General features: G+C 72.2%; 17 protein-coding genes, 2 pseudogenes and 1 riboswitch. Of the genes and pseudogenes, 8 read left to right on the top strand and 11 right to left on the bottom strand.

The features are described from left to right. Positions 1-85: 85 nt before the first annotated feature. The 5 genes from ACQB60_RS14015 to ACQB60_RS13995 all read right to left on the bottom strand — a co-directional run bounded on the left by ACQB60_RS14015 (position 86) and on the right by ACQB60_RS13995 (position 3,797). Positions 86-1,132, bottom strand: a complete 1,047-nt coding sequence (locus ACQB60_RS14015) for a tetratricopeptide repeat protein (RefSeq protein ID WP_496926273.1) — start codon at positions 1,130-1,132, stop codon at positions 86-88. Positions 1,133-1,333: 201 nt separating this feature from the next. After that, complete coding sequence (locus ACQB60_RS14010) at positions 1,334-1,513, bottom strand: hypothetical protein (RefSeq protein ID WP_496926272.1); 180 nt, start codon at positions 1,511-1,513, stop codon at positions 1,334-1,336. Between the two features lie 415 nt (positions 1,514-1,928). Next, a complete protein-coding gene (locus ACQB60_RS14005) occupies positions 1,929-2,360 on the bottom strand; it encodes a hypothetical protein (RefSeq protein ID WP_496926628.1) in 432 nt (143 codons plus the stop codon). A 5-nt stretch (positions 2,361-2,365) separates the two neighbouring features. After that, on the bottom strand, positions 2,366-2,740 hold the full coding sequence (locus ACQB60_RS14000) for a roadblock/LC7 domain-containing protein (RefSeq protein WP_496926271.1): 375 nt from the start codon (positions 2,738-2,740) through the stop codon (positions 2,366-2,368). Beyond that, entirely contained in the window at positions 2,730-3,797 is a 1,068-nt protein-coding gene (locus tag ACQB60_RS13995; RefSeq protein ID WP_496926270.1) for a MarR family transcriptional regulator, read from the bottom strand. The genes ACQB60_RS14000 and ACQB60_RS13995 overlap by 11 nt, the downstream gene beginning before the upstream one ends. A gap of 586 nt (positions 3,798-4,383) precedes the next feature. Here ACQB60_RS13995 and ACQB60_RS13990 point away from each other — a divergent pair. The 4 genes and pseudogenes from ACQB60_RS13990 to ACQB60_RS13975 form a co-directional block, all read left to right on the top strand. Beyond that, positions 4,384-4,890, top strand: a complete 507-nt coding sequence (locus ACQB60_RS13990) for a hypothetical protein (RefSeq protein WP_496926269.1) — start codon at positions 4,384-4,386, stop codon at positions 4,888-4,890. Then, positions 4,887-5,828: a transcriptional regulator gene (locus ACQB60_RS13985; protein WP_496926268.1), complete on the top strand. Its 942-nt coding sequence runs from the start codon at positions 4,887-4,889 to the stop codon at positions 5,826-5,828. Before ACQB60_RS13990 ends, ACQB60_RS13985 begins: the two co-directional genes overlap by 4 nt. A 109-nt stretch (positions 5,829-5,937) precedes the next feature. Then, the gene (locus ACQB60_RS13980; protein ID WP_496926267.1) at positions 5,938-6,312 is read left to right on the top strand and encodes a hypothetical protein; all 375 of its coding nucleotides are present in this window, start codon (positions 5,938-5,940) and stop codon (positions 6,310-6,312) included. A gap of 223 nt (positions 6,313-6,535) precedes the next feature. Then, positions 6,536-7,795 (top strand): annotated as a pseudogene (locus ACQB60_RS13975) (glycoside hydrolase family 99 protein); the annotation flags it as partial. Here ACQB60_RS13975 and ACQB60_RS13970 read toward each other — a convergent pair. Together ACQB60_RS13970 and ACQB60_RS13965 are read right to left on the bottom strand one after the other, a co-directional pair. Continuing rightward, entirely contained in the window at positions 7,792-8,310 is a 519-nt protein-coding gene (locus ACQB60_RS13970; protein ID WP_496926266.1) for a glutathione S-transferase family protein, read from the bottom strand. The pseudogene ACQB60_RS13975 and the gene ACQB60_RS13970 sit on opposite strands and share 4 nt — an antisense overlap. A gap of 95 nt (positions 8,311-8,405) precedes the next feature. After that, positions 8,406-8,471: a putative leader peptide gene (locus ACQB60_RS13965; protein ID WP_496926627.1), complete on the bottom strand. Its 66-nt coding sequence runs from the start codon at positions 8,469-8,471 to the stop codon at positions 8,406-8,408. Between the two features lie 37 nt (positions 8,472-8,508). Next, positions 8,509-8,654: riboswitch (SAM riboswitch) on the bottom strand. 704 nt (positions 8,655-9,358) lie between these two features. On the opposite strand from ACQB60_RS13965, the gene ACQB60_RS13960 reads away from it, so the two are divergent. The 3 genes and pseudogenes from ACQB60_RS13960 to ACQB60_RS13950 form a co-directional block, all read left to right on the top strand. Next, positions 9,359-10,576, top strand: a complete 1,218-nt coding sequence (locus tag ACQB60_RS13960; RefSeq protein WP_496926265.1) for an LLM class flavin-dependent oxidoreductase — start codon at positions 9,359-9,361, stop codon at positions 10,574-10,576. Between the two features lie 18 nt (positions 10,577-10,594). Further along, entirely contained in the window at positions 10,595-11,971 is a 1,377-nt protein-coding gene (locus ACQB60_RS13955) for an NtaA/DmoA family FMN-dependent monooxygenase (RefSeq protein ID WP_496926264.1), read from the top strand. Beyond that, positions 11,968-12,354, top strand: a pseudogene (locus ACQB60_RS13950) (hypothetical protein); the annotation flags it as partial. The gene ACQB60_RS13955 and the pseudogene ACQB60_RS13950, both read left to right, overlap by 4 nt. 82 nt (positions 12,355-12,436) lie before the next feature. Here the strand turns inward: ACQB60_RS13950 and ACQB60_RS13945 are convergent. The 4 genes from ACQB60_RS13945 to ACQB60_RS13930 all read right to left on the bottom strand — a co-directional run bounded on the left by ACQB60_RS13945 (position 12,437) and on the right by ACQB60_RS13930 (position 16,766). Next, on the bottom strand, positions 12,437-12,997 hold the full coding sequence (locus ACQB60_RS13945; RefSeq protein WP_496926263.1) for a CGNR zinc finger domain-containing protein: 561 nt from the start codon (positions 12,995-12,997) through the stop codon (positions 12,437-12,439). A 42-nt stretch (positions 12,998-13,039) separates the two neighbouring features. Continuing rightward, positions 13,040-14,704 carry an ABC-F family ATP-binding cassette domain-containing protein gene (locus tag ACQB60_RS13940; protein ID WP_496926262.1) on the bottom strand — a complete coding sequence of 555 codons (1,665 nt, stop codon included), beginning with the start codon at positions 14,702-14,704 and terminating at the stop codon, positions 13,040-13,042. Positions 14,705-14,797: 93 nt separating this feature from the next. Continuing rightward, a complete protein-coding gene (gene abc-f, locus ACQB60_RS13935) occupies positions 14,798-16,432 on the bottom strand; it encodes a ribosomal protection-like ABC-F family protein (protein ID WP_496926261.1) in 1,635 nt (544 codons plus the stop codon). Between the two features lie 118 nt (positions 16,433-16,550). Then, positions 16,551-16,766 (bottom strand): hypothetical protein, encoded by a 216-nt coding sequence (locus ACQB60_RS13930; protein WP_496926260.1) that lies wholly within the window; start codon positions 16,764-16,766, stop codon positions 16,551-16,553. A gap of 234 nt (positions 16,767-17,000) precedes the next feature. Here ACQB60_RS13930 and ACQB60_RS13925 point away from each other — a divergent pair, with 234 nt between their 5' ends. Next, positions 17,001-18,620 (top strand): tannase/feruloyl esterase family alpha/beta hydrolase, encoded by a 1,620-nt coding sequence (locus ACQB60_RS13925; protein ID WP_496926259.1) that lies wholly within the window; start codon positions 17,001-17,003, stop codon positions 18,618-18,620. Positions 18,621-18,674 lie beyond the last annotated feature (54 nt).

Below are 18,674 nucleotides of genomic sequence, written 5' to 3'. Positions count from 1 at the left end.
CTGACAATGCCGGATCCACGGGCGGTCGGACCGGCAGACGACCGGACCGGTAGCCGACCGGACCGGCAGCCGGTCCGACCAAGGGTCAGGCGGCCGCCCTGGCAGCGGGCGCGGGCTGCTCCGACAGCACCTCGGCCCGGAAGGCGGCGACCGTCTCCCGCGCCCCCTTCAGGCCGATGCGGGCGAACGTCTCGTCCAGGCCGGCGAGTTCAGCGAGTGTCTCCTGCCGGGCGCGGCCGAGGCGGGCCCGGGACTTGGCGAGGCCGAGCCGGGAGAGCGCCGCACCGCGCGGCTCGCCCATCTCGTCGAACTCCTCCAGGGCGATCCCGTACGTGACGCGGGCGGCCTCGTACCACCCGGCCCGGTAGAGGATGTTGCCGCGCATCTTGTGGTTGTAGGCGAGCGCACCGGCCAGATCCATGGCGCGGCACACCACTTCGGCCTCCGTGAGCAGGGCCAGGGCCCGGTCAGGCTCGCCGCGCAGCGACAGGATGTCCGCGACGCCGCGCAGCGACCAGGCGCGGCCCCTGGCGTCGTCCGCCTCGGTGGCGATGCGCGCCGACTCCTCGAAGAGGTCGAGGGCCCGCGCGTAGTCACCGGTGTTGCGGTGCATCTGGGCGATGCCGGACATCGCCCACACCATGTGGCGCGCCTCCCCGTGCGCCCGCCCCTGCTCCAGGAGTTGCTCGTGCAACTCGGCGACCGCCGCGTAGTCGCCCTGGATGCGGCCGGTCTCGGCGAGCCCCGCCAGCGAGTAGCCGTGCGCGAGCCGGTCACCGCTTCCCGAGGCGAGCGCGACCGCCCACGTCAGCAGCCGGCGGGCCAGCGGCAGCGCGCCGCACTGCCGGGCCAGGGTGCCGCCGCTCCACAGCGCCCAGGCCATCGCGCCCGCGTCCCCCGCGGTGCGCGCACTGCGGTAGCTCTCGCGCCATGCGGCCCGCGCCTCCCCGGCCCGGCCGAGGCGCCGGTTGGCCTCGGCCACCGCCAGGGCGGCACGGGCTCTGTCCAGGGGCGTGGCCGCCTCGGCGCGGGCCCGGCCCGCCGTCGCCAGAACGTCCTCGTAGGAGGAGTTCACGCCGAGCTCCGCGCTGAGCTCGCCCTGGTACTCGGGCGCGAATGCCTTGCCGTACATCAACCCATGGCCTCTCGATCAACTCCGTGGTTCCGATCAAGAAGTTACGAGGGGCCGGGGGTGCGCCGAATCCGTCCGCGTATGGGCTTTGCCGTACGACTCGAGTGCTACGTGCGGGGGTGGAGGTCATCACCTGGGTGTACGGGATCGTCAGGGTCGGCCTCTGCTCGCCGCTCGCCGCCCGTCGACCGCTGTCCGTGTCTATCTGCGCCGTACGGGCAGCAGTTGGGCGAACGCGCGCAAGACCGCCGCGCGCTCCTCGGGGGCGGTGCCGCGGACCGCGATGCAGAGCGCGAGAAGGAAGGTCGTGGCGAGCACGATCACGGCGGCGAGCAGGATCTGGGGCGTGACGACGGCGAGTTGGATCAGTGTGGTGGTCATGGCGATCCTCCAGGGGCTGGCCAGAGCGAGACTGGTCCGGGCGGATGCGGATCCGGCAGAGCTGCGGATCCGGAGGGGCCGGAGGCCGACGGAGGCGACGCCTGAGAGGGGCGATCAGTGATCGCGATGTTCTGGAGCAGGGGTGCGTCGGCGGTCGGCGCGGCCGGCCGGGATCACTTGCCGTGCGCGTAGGCGCTCATGCGCCGGAGATTCGCGGACATGTCCACCACTCCCTGCGGTTGAGCCCGCGGAACGGGCCCCCTACGGCGCGATGTCGCACCGGTTCTGTCCCACCATGCCCTGTCGCAGTGCCGGTGCGCCACACGTAACTCTGCTCTGGCGCAGGGGTGTTGGTCACAGCGATGCGTTTGCGCCACGGGGAGGGAGCGCTCCGGCGCCCCCTCCCCTCAGGGCCTCACATGCCGGTGAACTCCTTGACCACGCGGCGGCACTGGGCGAACAGCATTCCCACATTCACCGACTTGCGGCACACGGCCACGGCGACGACGTCCTGTCGCTGGTTCATGCGGATGAAGAGGTGGGTGAGGTGATCGCTGTTCACCAGGATCTCCTGGAAGTAGTGCTGGTCGTTGGTGACGCCCCTGCGCTCCTTGAAGACGTCCTCGATCATGATGACGGTGCGCCCCTGGAACAGGTCCAGCGTCGCCCCCGCCAGCAGGTCGAGCACCTCCGGCGGGTGGCTGTCGACGGTCTCGTACGCCAGCAGCATGCCGGTCGACATGTCGACGACGCCGCTGGCGACGCAGTCCGGGGTCTCCGTGCGCAGCGCCTTGGTGAGCGCCACGCACTGGTCCGAGAAGTTCTGGGGGATGCGTTTGGTCGCCATGGTGTTCATGCCTTGTCTGTGAGGAGGGCGTCGACGCGGTCGACGATGGCCTTGGACTCCTGGTGGAGGCGGACGAGGTCGAGACCCTCGTCGCCGAGGACGACCAGGACCGCCGTGTCGCCGACGGCGTAGATGGCCACGGGGCCCTGGCTGCCGTGGCAGACCGCGCGGCGCAGTGCGCCCCGGTCGGTGGCCGTGGTCACGCGCTGTGCCAGGCCGAGCTCGGCAGCGGCGAGCGCGGCCAGCTTCTCCGCGTCGAGGGACTCCTGCGTGTCGGCCGCGATGAGCAGCCCGTCGACGGCGGCCACCGCCGAGTCGGTCACCCCCGCCCACTGCTCACGCAACTCCCGCAGGTACGCGGTGAGTTCTTCATGGTCCATTCGCTGGGCTCCCTTGGCGTCGGTGTGCTGATGTGCGTGGGGGGCGTTCGGTGGGCGCGCCGGTGAAGCCGCTGGCGCCGGGGTCGCGGCGGGGCAGCCGGTCCCGCTCGGCGCCCGGTGCCGGCGGGGCCTGCTCGGCGGGGGAGGCGGGGCGGCCGGGGCCGCGGCGGGCGAGGGCGGGCAGCGGTGCGCGCTCGCGCGGCCAGGCCGGGGGAGCGTCGCGGCTCGCGCGCACCAGGAGCCGCTCGGCGAGCATGCGCGCGGTCTCGACGGTCACGGCGTAGAGCGCGCGGCCGGTGGCGAAGGCGATGTCGCGGGGTGTGCGCCGCCCGTCGCAGAGACTGAGGATCTCCCGGCGTACTGCGGGCAGGCTCGGCGGTGGCAGATGGTCGGTGGCGGGTACCACCCGGTCGCGGTCCGGCCGTACCGGGTGGGGGAACGCGGCGAGGGCGGCCAGGCGCCTGCGGGTCTCGCGCAGCAGTCGGGCCGGTTCGTCGCCGCAGCGGGCGTCGGTGAAGAAGCCGTGGCGGGTGTCGGTGAACCGGTCGTGGGGCGCGTCGGCGGGGCGGTCGCGGTGCGCGTCGGCAGGGGTGTCGTACGCGGCGTCGAGCGGGAGGGCGTCGGGTGCGCCCAAGTCCGTGGTGCAGTCGGTCAGTTCGCCCGCCGTCACCGCGAACGCCGCGTCGTGCCGGGCCATCATGGACAGCACGCGCAGCTCTGCCGCGCCCATGTGCCCGCGCGCGACCAGCCCGGCCTCCGGCCCGGGGTTCGGCCCGAGGTCCGCCCCGAGATCCGCCCCGGGATCCGTGGCCCGCCCGGCGAGTGCCGCCGCCCACTCCGTCTCGCCGACCCGCCCCGAGCGCAGCAGCAGCGCCTCCAGGCCGGGTGCGCCGGGGCTGTCCACGCCGATCACGCGCCCCTCGCGCAGATGGAAGACGCCGCCCGGGCGCCCCGTGACCCGGATGCGGGCGGTGGCGGCGGTGGACGCGCACTCGGCGAGGGCGCGCGCGAGGGTCCCGTACCCTGCCGGATCGACCAGCCCACGCACGTCCGTCATCGCTTCCCACCCCTTGCCCGGCCCTCGGTCTCCACCGGGGAAAGCGCACCGTGACGTGGTGCAACAGCCAGCCCAGGTAGGGGAGTTGAGGGTGTCTCAGATGTTGTGCGCGCATGCCGGTCTCCGGCATCGCGGGGGTATGTCTACCAACCGATGAGGCGCACCCCGACCCGCTCACGCAATGTGATGGAAGGTGGCGGGGCCTGGTGTTCCCGGGCCGATTTCTGATCGGTGGTTCCAGGGGCCCTCGCGCCCCGTCCCGAGGGGCCGCGGAGGCCCTTCGTACGGGTGTCGCTTCTCCCTGTCGGGGCAGGTCGGGGGCCCTGCGGCGCGGTGTGGGGCGGTGTGCGGGCCGGGAGCGCGCACATCACCGGCGAGCGCGGTGCGGTCCGGCCCGTGCGCGGGGTCGCGTCCGCCGTGGCGACCCTTTGCGGCACGGAAGGGGGCACGACCGGACACGTGTCCGTCAACCGCGGGCATGTTGCGCTGGAAGGCGCCAGTTTCCCCGGAGGGCCCCGTTCTCTGCATAACCTCCGCGTCACGGCGAGGCGCTGACCGTGGCGTATCGCCGGGGAGGGGGCACCAAGTGCCAGGTATTGACGCATGTCTGTGTGAACTCATGGCCCTGCCGGGCGCGCGCGGCGCGTCCCTCGTGGACTGGACGTCCGGCTTCGCGCTCGGCGCCGCCGGGAATCCGCCCCATGGACTGTCGGAGAAGACCACGGCGGAGACGGCTGAACTGGCCCGCACGGCCTCGGAGTTCACCACCTTCCAGCCCGCCTTGACCGCCGCGAACGCCGTGACCGCGGTGACCACCGCGGCCTCCACAGTCGCGCGTCCGCGCGAGCGCCCGAAAGGCGACCCCGCGTCCCCGCCCCCGCCCCCGCGCCCGGCCCCCGGGCGCGCGGCGCAGGGCGCCGTCGTGGAGGACCTCATGGTCACCACGCGCACCCACTACCACCTGCTGCGCTTCGTCGACACCGCCCTGGACACCAGCGTCTTCCTGCACCTGTGGCTCGACCGGAGCCAAGGCAACCTCGCTGTCGCCCGCCTGCGCCTGCACAAGGCCGCCGAACACCTGGTCCTCGAATGACGACACTCGCCCCCGCCCCGGAAGCCCCCCTGCCCACCCGGTACTCCCCGCTCCTGCGCCACGCCCGGCAACGCGCCACCGGAGCACTGCGGTTCGCCGCCGGAACCCTCTACCTCGCCGACGGCGGGGTCGTCCACGCCGAGAGCCCCGCCGCCCCTGGCGTCGACGTCCTGCTCACGGCCGGCGACCGGATGCCGCGCGCGGACTGGGACCGGCTCCTCACGCGTGCCGGACCGCGCCGCCCGCTCGCCCGGCTCCTGGTCGACAGCGGCCGCGTCTCCCGCGGCGAGCTCGAAGTCTGCCTGCTGACCGCCGTGTTGGACGCGGCGTTCTTCGCCCTCGCGCCCAGCACCGAACCCCCGTCCTTCCGCGCGGGAGCGGCCCCGGCGATCCGCGTCCCGAACCCGCTGCCGGCGGCGCGGGTCGAGGAGGAGACCCGGCGCCGCCGCCACCTCCTCGACGACCTGGCACCCGACCTGTCCGGCGGCACCGCACAGCCACTGCGGCGCCCGTCCCCGCCGGGCACCGTCGTGCCGCCGCGCCGGCACGCGTTGCTCGAACTCGCCGACGGCACCCGCACCCCGGCCCAGCTCGCCCGGCTCCTCGGCCGCCCCGCCTTCCACGTCCTGCTCGATCTGCACCGCCTCGCCCACGCGGGGCTCGTGGACCTCCCGGCCCCACCGCCGCCCGCCGCACGGCAGCCGGAGGCCGCTTCGCCCGCCACCGTCGCGCGGCAGCCCGAGGCCCTTCCGCCTCTCGCCGTTCGCCGGTCGCCGGAGAGCGTCCCGCCTCCCGCCGTTCCCCGGTCGCCCGAGGCGCCCCCGGCTCCTCCGGCCTCCCTGTCGCCCGCTCCCGAGCAGCCGTCGTCGGGCATGGCCTTCGCCCCGCCCGACACCGACCTGCTCCTCCGGCTGCGCAGCGCCCTCCAGGCCCTGTGAGCAGCGCCGCCCCGTATCCCCCAACCCCGCACATCCCACCCGAAAGAGGCACTCCATGACGCCTCCCCAGGCACGTCAACCCAACCGACGCAAAGGAAGCAACAGCCACATGTACAACACCGAAACCGCCCTCAAGGAAGCCATGACCTCGATCGAAGGCACGCTGGGGGCGGCCCTCGTCGACTACAACAGCGGCATGGCCCTCGGCACCCTCGGCGGCAGCAAGGATCTCGACCTGTCCGTGGCGGCGGCCGGGAACACCGACGTCGTCCGCGCCAAGGCCCGCACCATGGAGATGCTCGGCCTGAAGGGAGAGATCGAGGACATCCTCATCACGCTCAACGAGCAGTACCACCTCATCCGCCTCCTCCAATCCCGCAACGGCAACGGCCTGTTCCTCTACCTGGCCCTCGACAAGAGCCAGGCCAACCTGGCGATGGCCCGCCACCAACTCAAGCGCATCGAGGGCGAGTTGGACGTCTGAGCGCGCCGGGCCTCCGAGCCGCCGCCGCCCTGATCCGCAGGCGGCGGCGGTCTGCCCGTACAAGATGCTCGTGGGTGGCTCCGGTGCACCCCCGCCGACCGGCGGGGGTGCACATTTTGAGACGTGTCGTCGACATTTTGCGCTCGTTCACCTTGAAACCTGCGAAGCGACCACCCAGGGTTGTCATGCACCCGCCCCTCTCGGATGGAAGGCGAGGACCCCCATGCCCCTGTCGCGACGTTCCGTCATCAAGTCCGCACTGGCCGGCGGCGTGGTCGCCGCAGGCGGCCTCCCCGCGGCGGGCCGCGCGTCGGCCGCGTCCCCTCCCGGCGACGTCGTCGGCCGGATAACGGTCGGCTACCAGGGTTGGTTCGCCTGCCGGGGCGACGGAGCGCCGATCGACGGGTGGTGGCACTGGAGCGGCGACTGGGGCCGTCCGCCCGCCCCGTCCAACAACGCCATCCGCAGCTGGCCCGACATGCGCGACTACGCCCGCGGCTACCCGACGGCGTACGCGCCGCTCGGCAACGGTTCGCCCGCGACCCTCTTCTCCTCGTACGACCAGCAGACGGTCGACACCCACTTCCGCTGGCTGCGGGAGAACGCCATCGACACCGCGGCGCTCCAGCGCTTCAACCCCAACAGCGCCGAGGGCCCGACCCGCGACGACATGGCCGCCAAGGTGCGCGGCGCCGCCGAGCACCACGGCCGGAAGTTCTACATCATGTACGACGCCACCGGCTGGACGAACATGCGCACCGAGCTGCCCGCGGACTGGACGAACAAGATGCGCGCCCACACCGCGTCCGCCGCCTACGCAGTCCAGAACGGCAGGCCCGTCGTGGGCATTTGGGGCTTCGGCTTCAACGAGGACAACAAGAAGTGGCCGGCCGCCGACTGCCTGGAAGTCGTCAACTGGTTCAGATCCCAGGGCTGTTACGTGATGGGCGGCGTACCCACCCACTGGCGCACGGGCACCGGGGACTCCCGCCCCGGCTACCTCGACGTCTACCACGCCTTCGACATGCTCTCGCCGTGGATGGTGGGCAGGATCGGCACCATCGCGGACACGGACCGCTTCCACGCCGACGTCAACACCCCGGACCAGGCCGACTGCGACGCCCACGGCATCGACTACCAGCCGTGCGTGCTGCCCGGCGACGTCCAGTCGCGCCAGCGCGCCCACGGCGACTTCATGTGGCGGCAGTTCTACAACATGGTCCGGCTCGGCGCCCAGGGCATCTACATCTCCATGTTCGACGAGTACAACGAGGGCAACCAGATCGCCAAGACGGCCGAGAGCGCCGCCCACGTCCCCGCGGACTCGGGCTTCCTCGCCCTCGACGAGGACGGCACCGCCTGCTCCGCGGACTACTACCTGCGGCTCACCGGCGACGGCGGCCGCATGCTGAAGGGCCAACTCCCGCTCACCGACGTGCGTCCGACGGTCCCGATGCCCGGCGGGGCGGCCGGGCCCGCTCAGCAGGCGGGCGCGGCCGCGCTCCGGGCCGACGGGGAGACGCCCCGGTCGAGCAGGTCGCGAAGGTGAGGGACAGCCCCGGCCGGATGCCGTGGATACAGCGGCAGTGACGCCAGGCCGTCGTGTCCCCGGAGTGGGCCCGCCAGGTCGCGGAGGATGTCGGGGGTGTGGTTGCTGACGATCCGTCCACTCCAGCGGTCCAGCAGCACCGGCGTGGTCAGCGGGCCGTCGTAGCCGTACGCCGACGCCGCGTAGGCGTCACGGAGTGCGGCATGGGCGTGCGGCGTATCGGCGGGCCTGGCGAGGCGCGTCAGGCGGACCGACCGGGGCAGGCCCAGCAGGCCGAGGGCGAGGGAGATGCGCCGGGAACAGGGACACCCTTCCGACAAGAAGAGCTCGTAGCGGTGCGGAGCCGGGTAGAACCCGTCGCCGCTGTCGCTGATGCGGCCGCGGAACCGGGGCGCGGGGGAGCGGGGCAGTGGGGGCGTTCCGGCGAGGCGGGACATGGTCTCGGGCATGACTCTCCCTGGGAGTGCGACGGGGGCGACAGGGGTGAAGGGAGTGAAGAGGGTGAAGAGGGTGAAGGGGGGAACTGCGGCTGGCGTGCCGCGTATCAGCCGGCGCTCGAAACGCGCCGGAGATCGATATGAAGTCGCCTGGTCAACCCGTACGGGGACATGCCCACCCGATCGACACTCAGGGGCTCGCCCGGGGCGAGACCACGCTTGCCCCGCCACACCGGCGGGACCCGGTCGTCACCCGGGGCACCCCATCGCGGTGGAAGGGTTGCCTGCCAGCGGGCCGGGGCCGATGACCGCGGGGGCGGGAGTGGCCCGCCCCGTGGGCGCTGACAATCGTGACCGTCCCGGCAAGTGTCGGCCGACCCGATGGGCACGTCAAGAAGGCCGAGACGGACATCTCAACTGCTGGGCAGGCGCGTTGACATGCCTTCCCCGGCGCGCATAGCTTGCGGCGTGCAGCTATTTCACGGCGCACGGCACGGTGCCCCAGGGCGGAGAAGTGACGGAGACAGCGATGCACGGAGCTGACGCGACGGCCCCCTTGCGGCCCGCTCGCCTCCTGCTGTGCGCGAACCGCTGTGTGGACCTCCTGCGCGTCAACAGCGCGCTGTGTACGGCCTCTTGCCGCGTGCTCTGAAGCGCACCCTCTGCACCGTGCTCTGAAGCGCACCCCTCTGTACCGCGCTCTGAGGCGCGCCCTCTGACGAAGCCGACCGTCTCCTGACGCCGACTCGGCGACGCCCACCCGACGTCCGATCCCACCGATGCGGCGGCCCCGGCAGCAACAGCCCCGGAAGCGTCAGCTCCGGAAGCAACAGCTCCGAAAGCGCCAGCTCCGCTGCGGAAGCATCGGCTCCGGAAGGACGGCGGCATCCGGCTGTCGACGCCCTCAACGTCCTCAACGCCCCTCAACGCCCCTCAACGCCGTCAACGCCCCCGACGACCACGCTCGGCCCGGCCGGACCCCCGACGGGCGCGCTCCGTCGCTCCCGACTTCTCCGTCCGTCGGCCACTCCCGTACGGCCCATCAGGAAGGTGTCACTCCGTGACGTCCGCATCCCCCTCCCCACTCCATCTCGCCGTCGCCCTCGACGGCGCCGGCTGGCACCCGGCCGCATGGCGCGATCCGGCCGCCCGCCCGCGCGAACTGTTCACCGCCGACTACTGGACCGGTCTGATCACCGAGGCCGAGCGCGGCCTGCTCGACTTCGTGACCCTGGAGGACGGCCTCGGCCTCCAGTCGGTACACCCCACCGAGCCCGACCCGCGCACGGACCAGGTCCGCGGCCGCCTGGACGCCGTCCTCGTCGCGGCCAGGGTCGCGCCACTGACCCGGCACATCGGCCTGGTCCCGACCGTGGTGGTCACGCACACCGAGCCGTTCCACGCCTCCAAGGCCATCGCGACCCTCGACTACGTGAGTACGGGTCGCGCCGGGGTCCGCGTACAGATCAGCGCCCGCCCGAACGAGGCCGCGCACTTCGGGCGCAGGACCGTCAGGCCGCTGCCTCCCGGGGGGTACAACACGCCCGCCGCGCAGGAGGCGATCCGGGAACTCTTCGACGAAGCGGCCGACTACGTGGAAGTCGTGCGCCGGCTGTGGGACAGCTGGGAGGACGACGCGGAGATCCGGGACGCGTCCACGGGCCGGTTCATCGACCGCGACAAGCTGCACTACATCGGCTTCGAGGGCGACCGCTTCAGCGTCAAGGGGCCCTCGATCACGCCCCGTCCGCCGCAGGGCCAGCCCGTCGTCGGCGCGCTCGCCCACGCGACCGTCCCCTACCGCCTGGTGGGCCGGGCCGCCGACATCGGGTACGTCACGCCGCACGACGCGGAGCAGGCCCGCACGATCGTCGCGGAGATCCGGGCCGAGCAGACCGCCGCGCGCCGCGCGGACGACCCGCTGCACATCTTCGGCGACCTGGTCGTCTTCCTCGACGACGATCCCGCCGAGGCCGCCGCCCGCCGCGAGCGCCTGGACGCCCTCGCGGGACAGCCGTACGAGAGCGACGCGCGGATCTTCACCGGAACACCCGGCCAACTCGCCGATCTGCTGCAGGAGTTGCAGGAGGCCGGACTCTCGGGGTTCCGGCTGCGCCCGGCCGTCGCCGGGCACGACCTACCGGCGATCACCCGGGGACTGGTCCCCGAGCTCCAGCGCCGGGGCGCCTTCCGCCGCGCCTACGAGGCCGACACCCTGCGCGGCCTCCTCGGCCTCGCACGGCCCGCCAGCCGCTACGCCGCCACGACGACCGCCTGAGCCCGAAGGACCCTGACCATGACGAAGCCGCTCAAGCAGATCCATCTCGCGGCCCACTTCCCCGGCGTCAACAACACGACGGTATGGAGCGATCCGGAGGCGGGCAGCCACATCGAGTTCAGCTCGTTCGCCCACTTCGCCCGCACCGCGGAACGCGCCAAGTTCGACTTCCTGTTCCTCGCGGAGGGACTGCGCCTGCGCGAACAGGGCGGAGAGATATACGACTTGGACGTCGTCGGACGGCCCGACACCTTCACCGTGCTGGCCGCGCTCGCCGCCGTCACCGACCGCCTCGGTCTGACCGGCACCATCAACTCCACGTTCAACGAGCCGTACGAGGTGGCCCGCCAGTTCGCCTCCCTCGACCACCTCTCGGACGGCCGCTCCGCCTGGAACGTCGTGACCTCCTGGGACGCGTTCACCGGCGAGAACTTCCGCCGCGGCGGGTTCCTGCCGCAGGAGGAGCGCTACTCCCGGGCCAAGGAGTTCCTGGAGACCGCGCACGAGCTCTTCGACTCCTGGCACGGCGACGATATCCTCGCCGACCAGGCCACCGGCACCTTTCTGCGCGACGCCAAGGCGGGCTCGTTCGTGCACACCGGCCAACACTTCGACATCCACGGGCAGTTCAACGTCCCCCGCTCCCCGCAGGGCCGTCCGGTGATCTTCCAGGCGGGGGACTCCGACGCAGGGCGGGAGTTCGCGGCGTCGAGCGCGGACGCGATCTTCAGCCGGTACGCAACGCTCAAGGAGGGCCAGGCGTTCTACGAGGACGTCAAGGGACGCCTCGCCCGTCACGGACGCGCACGCGATCAGCTGCTGATCCTGCCCGCCGCGACCTTCGTGCTCGGCGACACGGACGCCGAGGCGGCGGAACTGGCCCGCGAGGTGCGGCGCCAACAGGTGAGCGGTGCCACGGCCATCAAGCACCTGGAGTTCGTCTGGAACCGCGACCTGTCCGCCTACGACCCCGACGGGCCGCTCCCCGACATCGACCCCGACCTCGGTGAGCACACCGTGGCCCGCGGCCGCGCACAGGTGCGGATGTACCGGGACCCGCTGGCCACGGCCCGCGAGTGGCGCGAACGCGCCGCCGCCAACAACTGGTCGATCCGCGACCTGGTCATCGAGACCGGCAACCGGCAGACCTTCGTCGGCTCACCGGCCACCGTCGCGCAGACCATCGACGACTTCGTCCAGGCCGACGCCGCCGACGGCTTCATCCTCGTCCCGCACATCACGCCGGGCGGTCTCGACGGCTTCGCCGACCGGGTCGTTCCCCTGCTCCAGGAACGCGGCGTGTACCGCACCGAGTACGAGGGCAGCACCCTGCGGAACCACCTCGGCCTGGCCCACCCCGACGACCCCACGGCCCAGGGGCGGGCGGCCTCATGACGCACCTGTCCGACACCCCGCTCGGCGTCCTGGACCTGGTGCCGATATCGTCCGGGTCCACCGCGACCGACGCCCTCCACCCCGGATGGCTCGACCTGGGCCTCGGCCGCTCCGGCGGCCGCCCGCCCGCGTCCGCGCCGACTCCCTCACCAGCCGTGGCGGACAGCCGCGCCCCGAATGGGCTGCTCATCCCGCCCCGCTTCCGCTTCGAGCACCTTCTCGGCTCACCTCGGGTGGCGCTGCAGCGCACGCTGCTCCAGCTCCCGGACGCGCCGTCACAGCCGTACGGCGAACAGGTCGACGACATCGTGGCGTTGCCGGCGGGCAGCTACCGCTCGCCGGACGGCGTCGAGGCCCACGCCGTCCCCGGCGAGGGCGCCGACGCCCACGAACACGCCGACCGGGTGCGCTCCCACGAACTCCTGGCAGAGGAGTGGCGCAAGCGGTAGCCGCGGGTCCGAGCGGTCACACGGCGGCGGCGGGTGCGGTCCGTCGCCGCGCGCGGTAGGCCGCGGCCTTGATCTTGTTGCCGCAGGACTCCATTCCGCACCACTGTCGCCGCATGCCGCGGGAGCGGTCGATGTAGACCCGTGTGCACTCGGGATTGCCGCATTCCTTCAGCAGCGGGACATCCGGGCCGCTGAGCAGTTCGACGGCCTGCCGGGCGACGGTGGCCAGGGCCTGCCCGGGGGTCGCCTCGTTGTGCCGTCCGGTCAGGCAGAGCTGCGGCGTCACGGGCGTCTCGCGCGCGGCGGCATTGAGCACCGCGAGTGCCTCGCGGTCGAACCCCTCGTCGAGGCGGCGGTTGGTGAGGAGCCGGTAGACCGCCTCGCGGATGGTCGTCGCCCGCCGGACGTCCTCCTCGTCGGCGGGCGTGATCGTGTCCACGAGCCCGGATTCCAGATACCAGGCGTTCAGCCGCTCCGGAGTCACGAACATCTCGAACCGGTCCGAGCGTCGTGCGCGGAGCGTGGCCGCGAAGTCAAGGGCCGGGTGTCCGCATACGAAAACATGGTCGAGATTCACCACACGATCCTGACAGGTGACTCTCGGGCAGTGCAAGAATCGTCACCGGTCCGAGCGGTATCGCAGGGACGGCGTGCTGAGGTGGGAGACCGGTTCGAGGCGGAGCTCGCGGCCCTGCCAGCGTCGGCGCAGCCAGCGGTCATGGCTCGCGAGGACGATCGCGCCCGGGCCGGTTCCCAGGGCCTCCTCCAGTTCGTCGCACAGGCGCGGGGACAGGTGGTTGGTCGGCTCGTCGAGCAGCAACAGTTGGGGTGGACGAGCCATGAGCAGGGCCAGGGCGAGCCGCCGGCGCTGTCCCACGGACAGCAGGCCGACCGGCTTGTCCAGGTCCCCCGCGTGCAGCAGACCGAGCGAACTCAGCGGCACCCGCTCGGACACCTCCGGGCCCAGCGACAGCTCATAGGTGTCACGGACCGTGCGGTCGGGCCGGTCGAACGCGGTGTCCTGGGTGAGCAGCCCCACCGTGACACTGCGCCGCCTGCGCACCACGCCCTCGGCAGCGACCTGTCCGGCGAGCACGGCGAGGAGCGTCGACTTGCCCGCTCCGTTGTCGCCCGTGATCAGCAGCCGCTCGGTCGCCGACACCTCCAGAAGATCCAGCGCGAGTCTGCCCGGCACCCGTATGTCCGCCAGCGAGACGAGGGGCTGCGGGCCCTCCGGCGACCTCGCGGCCGGCGCGTCGGCCGCGAACCGCAGCGGGCTCGGCGGCTCGGCGACCTGGCCGCGTTCCAGCTCCTCCAGCCGCCGGGTGGCGTTGCGCACCCGGCGGGAGACCTGGTTCTGCACCCGGCCTGCCCGGTGGCCGTAGCCCATCTTCTCGTTGTCGCGCCGTCCCCGGTCCGGCGCGACCCGGTGTGCGGTGACGCCCGCCGCGTGCCGCAGTGCCTCCAACTCCTCCTGTTCTTCCGCGTATCGCCGTTCCCAGCGCTCCCGTTCGGCGCGCTTCTCCCGTACGTACGTGCTGTAGTTGCCGCCGTGGCGCACCGGACCTTCCACGGCCGGATCGAGGTCGATGAGGTCGGTGCAGACGCTGTCGAGGAACGCCCGGTCGTGGCTGGCGGCCAGCACGGTTCCGGGCAGGGCGCGGATCTGCTCCTCCAGGAAGGCGGCGGCTCCGTCGTCGAGGTGATTGGTCGGCTCGTCGAGGAGCAGCGCCGACGGCCGCCGGACGAGCAGCGCGGCCAGGGCGAGCCGGCCGCGCTGTCCGCCGGAGAGCGAGCCGAGCGTACGGTCGTGCCCGAGCGAACCCAGGCCGAGGCCGTCGAGGACCAGGGCCGCGCGGCGGTCGGCGTCCCAGGACTCGCGCTCCTGCGCCCGCTCGAGGCACCTGCCGTACCGGCCGAGGAGTTCTTGGTGGCCGGGTGAGTCCTCGGGGACCCGCGCCAGCTCTTCGCCGAGCAGTTCCAGTTCCGCCAGGTCCGCACGGGCCTCGTGCAGCGCCTCGGCAAGGACCGCGTCGATGGTCGAGGCCGCGTCGAAGGGCATCTCCTGGTGCAGATGCCCGAGGTCCGCGGGGCGGGTGACGCTTCCCGCGTCGGGCTCGTCGACACCGGCGAGGACCCGCAGCAGAGTGGATTTGCCGACGCCGTTCTCCCCGATCAGACCGATGCGGTGGCCGGGCGACGCGGTCAGGGAGACACCGTCGAGGACGCGTCGGCCACCGAGGTCACGGACGAGGTCATGGGCGAGCAGGGCGGGTACGGGCATGGAGATCCGTCCAACGTGGTCGGGTGAACGCGGTCGGGTGGTGGGCCCGCCGGGCGCACGGCCTCGGCGCGGGCCTCTGCACACGTCGGCGGCTCACACCGCGAGGCCCCCGGTCTCCTTGAGCACTCCGTTGGCCAGGCGCAGCCAGCGGTTCACCCCGATCTCGGCGAGGAACCGCTCGTCGTGGCTGATCACGACGAAGGCGCCCTGGTAGGAGTCGAGCGCGCTCTCCAACTGGCCCGCGCTGACCAGGTCGAGGTTGTTGGTCGGCTCGTCGAGCAGGAGGAGTTGGGGCGCCGGTTCCGCGCACAGCACGCAGGCCAGGGTGGCGCGCAGCCGCTCGCCGCCGGAGAGCACCCCGACGGGAAGGTGCGCCCGTGCGCCCCGGAAGAGGAAGCGCGCGAGCAGGTTCATCCGCTCCGCCTCGGGCCGCTCGGGTGCGAACGCGGCGAAGTTCTCCGCCACGGTGCGGTCCAGGTCCAACAGGTCGAGGCGCTGCGAGAGATACGCGATCCGGCCCTCGCCGCGCCTGACGTCCCCGTCCTCCGGGGCGAGGTCGCCGGTGACCAGCCGCAGCAGCGTGGTCTTGCCCGCGCCGTTGGGGCCGGTCAGCGCGATGCGCTCGGGGCCGCGGATGTTCAGGTCGACGCCGCCGTCGGCGAACACGGCCCGGCCCGCGTGGTGGACCTGCATCCCCTCGCCGAGGAAGAGAGTGCGCCCGGCGGGCACCTGGGTGCCGGGCAGTTCGAGGGTGAGGCGCTGTTCCTCGCGCAGCGCGCGCCCGGCCTCGTCGAGCCGGGCCTTGGCCTCGCCGACCCGGGCCGCGTGCATCTGCCCCGCCCGGCCCGCGGACTCCTGCGCGCCGCGCTTCATGTTGCCCGCGAAGATGCGGGGCAGACCGGCGCTCTTGAGATTGCGGGCGGCGTTGCTCTGCCGGCGCTCGGCGCGTTCACGGGCCTGCTGCAGCTCGCGCTTCTCGCGCTTCAGCTCCTGTTCGGCGTTGCGGACGTTCTTCTCGGCGACCTCCTTCTCGGCGCGCACGGCCTCCTCGTACTCGGTGAAGTTGCCGCCGTAGAAGCGCAGTTCGCCGCTGCCGAGTTCGGCGATGCGGTCCATGCGGTCGAGCAGCGCGCGGTCGTGACTGACGAGGAGCAGGCAGCCGTTGAAGTCCGAAAGGACGTCGTAGAGCTTGTGCCGGGCCTCCAGGTCGAGGTTGTTGGTCGGCTCGTCGAGCAGCAGCACGTCGGGGCGCTTGAGCAGCTGGGCGGCGAGGCCCAGGGAGACGATCTGGCCGCCGCTGAGCGTGCTCAGGGTGCGGTCCAGAGCCAGGTCGGCGAGGCCGAGGCGGTCGAGTTGGGCGCGGGTGCGCTCCTCGATGTCCCAGTCGTCGCCGATGGCGGCGAAGTGCTCCTCGCTGACGTCACCCGACTCGACGGCGTCGAGCGCGCGGATCACCGCGGCGATGCCGAGCACCTCGGCGACCGTGAGGTCACCGGTCAGCGGGAGGCTCTGCGGGAGGTGGCCGAGGGTGCCGTTGACGGTCAACGAGCCCGCGGCAGGGGTGAGTTGACCGGCGATCAGCTTGAGCAGGGTGCTCTTGCCGGAGCCGTTGGGGGCCACCAGGCCGGTACGGCCGGTGGCCACGGCGAAGGACAGGTCGGCGAAGACCGGGGTGTCGTCGGGCCAGGCGAAGGAGAGGTTCGAGCAGACGACGGCGGCGTCGGACATGGAGATGACCTCGCGAGGATCGAGGGCAGACGGAGCTCTGCCCTGGCAGCGTGGGAAAAAGGGGGTACGACAAAGCGGCCACGGCAGCGACGCTCTTCAAGCGCCGTCCGACGGCCGTCTACATCCGGATCTCATCCGGAGATGTCGTCGTCACCCGCCACGTCTGCTGCTCCTCGATCGAGTGGTCAAATTCGCCGCCACTGTAGCAGGCGTCGAAAGCCGCCCGGTCCGCCGAGGGCGGGCGTTCCCGCATGCTGTCTGTTGACACTCCCGAGAGACGCATGCCAGCATCGTCACCGGTTGGAACGGTGATGCTCCGGATCTGGTCGTGCATCCGCTCCGATCCCGACCGCTGCGCCTCTCACGCTGTCTTATGCCGTCTCATGCCCAAGCCCGAGCCCCCGGCAGGAGCGATCGGCGGCGCCCTGAATGTCGTTCAGCTCTCTTCATCACCACCTCAACCAGTGGCTTCGCGTCCGTCGATCTGCGTGACGTGCATACGCGTCAGGTGTCAGGTGCCAGTTGTCAGCACGCTCAAGAACACACCTACTCCCTTGGAGGGGAACCCATGGGTCGATTACTGACCGTCCTCGCGGCCGGCGTGCCGCTGATCGCGGCGGTGTGCCTGCCGACCGCGTCGGCGGCTTCGCAGCAGAACTCCGGCCGCGAGGAGCCGGCCTGCGCCACGACGTCCGTGAACGCTCCCGCCGGCACAGTGGCGGAGTCCGTCACGGCGACCCGCCTTCCGGGCGGGACCGTCCACGGCAGCGGCATCCTGGGAGGGACGGTCACCGGCGTCCCTGCCTACTGCGAGGTGACGGTCACCCTCACCCACCCCGGCGACAACGACCATGCCAAGGTGCGCACTTGGCTGCCCGTGGAGAAGTGGAACGGCCGCCTCCAGGCGATCGGCGGGAGCGCCTACGCGGCGGGGGACAACGGTGTCGGTCTGGCCACCGCCGTCAAGAACGGGTACGCCGCGACCACCACCGACGCCGGTGTCGGTGACGTGCTCGACACCGACTGGGCGCTGAACGGCGACGGGCGGGTCAACACCGCACTGCTGAAGAACTTCTCCTCCCGCTCCCAGCACGAGGCGGCGGCCGTGAGCAAGGAAGTCGTCCGCGCGGTCTACGGCAGGGGCGCCTCCTACGCGTACTTCAACGGCTGCTCCACCGGCGGCCGCCAGGGCTACATGGAGGCCCAGCGCCACCCCGACGACTACGACGGCATCCTCGCTGCCGCGCCCGCCGTCAACTGGGACGAGATGGAGGTCGCCACCCTGTGGCCGCAGGTGGTCATGAACCAGGAGGAGACCTACCTGTCTCCCTGTGTGGCGAAGGTCCTCACCGACACCGCCACTCGGGCATGCGACCCGCGAGACGGCGTCAGGGACGGCCTGGTCGACGACCCGGCCCGGTGCGACGTCGATCTCCGACGGCTCGTCGGCTCCCAAGTGCGCTGTCACGGGAAGAAGTTGACTATCACGGCGGCCGACGTCGCCGTGGTCCGCAAGATCTGGGACGGGCCCCGGACCACGTCGGGGGAGAGGCTGTGGTCCGGTGTCCCCGTCGGAGCCGACCTGACCGGCCTGGCGGGCGTCACCGAGCCCGACGCGGACGGCAACGTCAAGGGCGCACCGTTCCCCGTGCCCCGGCACTGGGTCGCGTCGTGGGTGAAGAAGCAGCCGTCGTTCGACGTCTCGACGATCACCTACCGTCAGTTCACCGAGCTCTTCCGGCAGTCCCAGGCCGAGTACGACGAGGTCATCGGGACGGACGACCCCGACCTCTCCGCCTTCCGCCGGTCCGGCGGCAAGCTGCTGAGCTGGCACGGTCAGGCCGATCAGTACATCCCCGCCCAGGGCACGGTCGACTATCGCAGGAAGGTCGAGCGGCGCATGGGCGGCGCCGCGCGCGTCGACGCGTTCTACCGCCTCTTCCTCGCCCCGGGCACGGTGCACTGCGGCCTCAACAGGGGTGACGGCGCCGCCGACGACCTCGGTGCGCTGCGGACCTGGGTCGAGCACGGCAGGGCCCCCGGAGTGCTGCCCGCCACCCTCATCGGCAGCGAGGGGCGGAGCGTCACCCGTGATCTGTGCGCCTACCCCAAGGTCTCCCGCTACAAGGGCCACGGCGATCCGGCCGTCGCCGACAGCTTCCGCTGCGTCCTTCCGGACCGGCGCTGAGCGCCGCTGACCGGGGGCTTCCGTGCCCGTCCGGGCCGGCAGTCCTTCTCCCGG

The sequence above is a fragment of the Streptomyces odontotermitis genome, from assembly GCF_050510915.1.
Classification (GTDB): domain Bacteria; phylum Actinomycetota; class Actinomycetes; order Streptomycetales; family Streptomycetaceae; genus Streptomyces.
This window is presented reverse-complemented; position numbering and strand designations above follow the sequence as displayed.

What these genes read in the sequence shown, in the direction of transcription:
- ACQB60_RS13970 (WP_496926266.1), bottom strand. Translation starts at nt 8,310, where the DNA reads ATGCCCGAGACCATGTCCCGCCTCGCCGGAACGCCCCCACTGCCCCGC.
- ACQB60_RS14000 (WP_496926271.1), bottom strand. Translation starts at nt 2,740, where the DNA reads ATGGACCATGAAGAACTCACCGCGTACCTGCGGGAGTTGCGTGAGCAG.
- ACQB60_RS13925 (WP_496926259.1), top strand. Translation starts at nt 17,001, where the DNA reads ATGGGTCGATTACTGACCGTCCTCGCGGCCGGCGTGCCGCTGATCGCG.
- ACQB60_RS13955 (WP_496926264.1), top strand. Translation starts at nt 10,595, where the DNA reads ATGACGAAGCCGCTCAAGCAGATCCATCTCGCGGCCCACTTCCCCGGC.
- ACQB60_RS14005 (WP_496926628.1), bottom strand. Translation starts at nt 2,360, where the DNA reads ATGGCGACCAAACGCATCCCCCAGAACTTCTCGGACCAGTGCGTGGCG.
- ACQB60_RS13940 (WP_496926262.1), bottom strand. Translation starts at nt 14,704, where the DNA reads ATGCCCGTACCCGCCCTGCTCGCCCATGACCTCGTCCGTGACCTCGGT.
- ACQB60_RS13980 (WP_496926267.1), top strand. Translation starts at nt 5,938, where the DNA reads ATGTACAACACCGAAACCGCCCTCAAGGAAGCCATGACCTCGATCGAA.
- ACQB60_RS13995 (WP_496926270.1), bottom strand. Translation starts at nt 3,797, where the DNA reads ATGACGGACGTGCGTGGGCTGGTCGATCCGGCAGGGTACGGGACCCTC.
- ACQB60_RS14015 (WP_496926273.1), bottom strand. Translation starts at nt 1,132, where the DNA reads ATGTACGGCAAGGCATTCGCGCCCGAGTACCAGGGCGAGCTCAGCGCG.
- ACQB60_RS13930 (WP_496926260.1), bottom strand. Translation starts at nt 16,766, where the DNA reads ATGCACGACCAGATCCGGAGCATCACCGTTCCAACCGGTGACGATGCT.
- abc-f (WP_496926261.1), bottom strand. Translation starts at nt 16,432, where the DNA reads ATGTCCGACGCCGCCGTCGTCTGCTCGAACCTCTCCTTCGCCTGGCCC.
- ACQB60_RS14010 (WP_496926272.1), bottom strand. Translation starts at nt 1,513, where the DNA reads ATGACCACCACACTGATCCAACTCGCCGTCGTCACGCCCCAGATCCTG.
- ACQB60_RS13985 (WP_496926268.1), top strand. Translation starts at nt 4,887, where the DNA reads ATGACGACACTCGCCCCCGCCCCGGAAGCCCCCCTGCCCACCCGGTAC.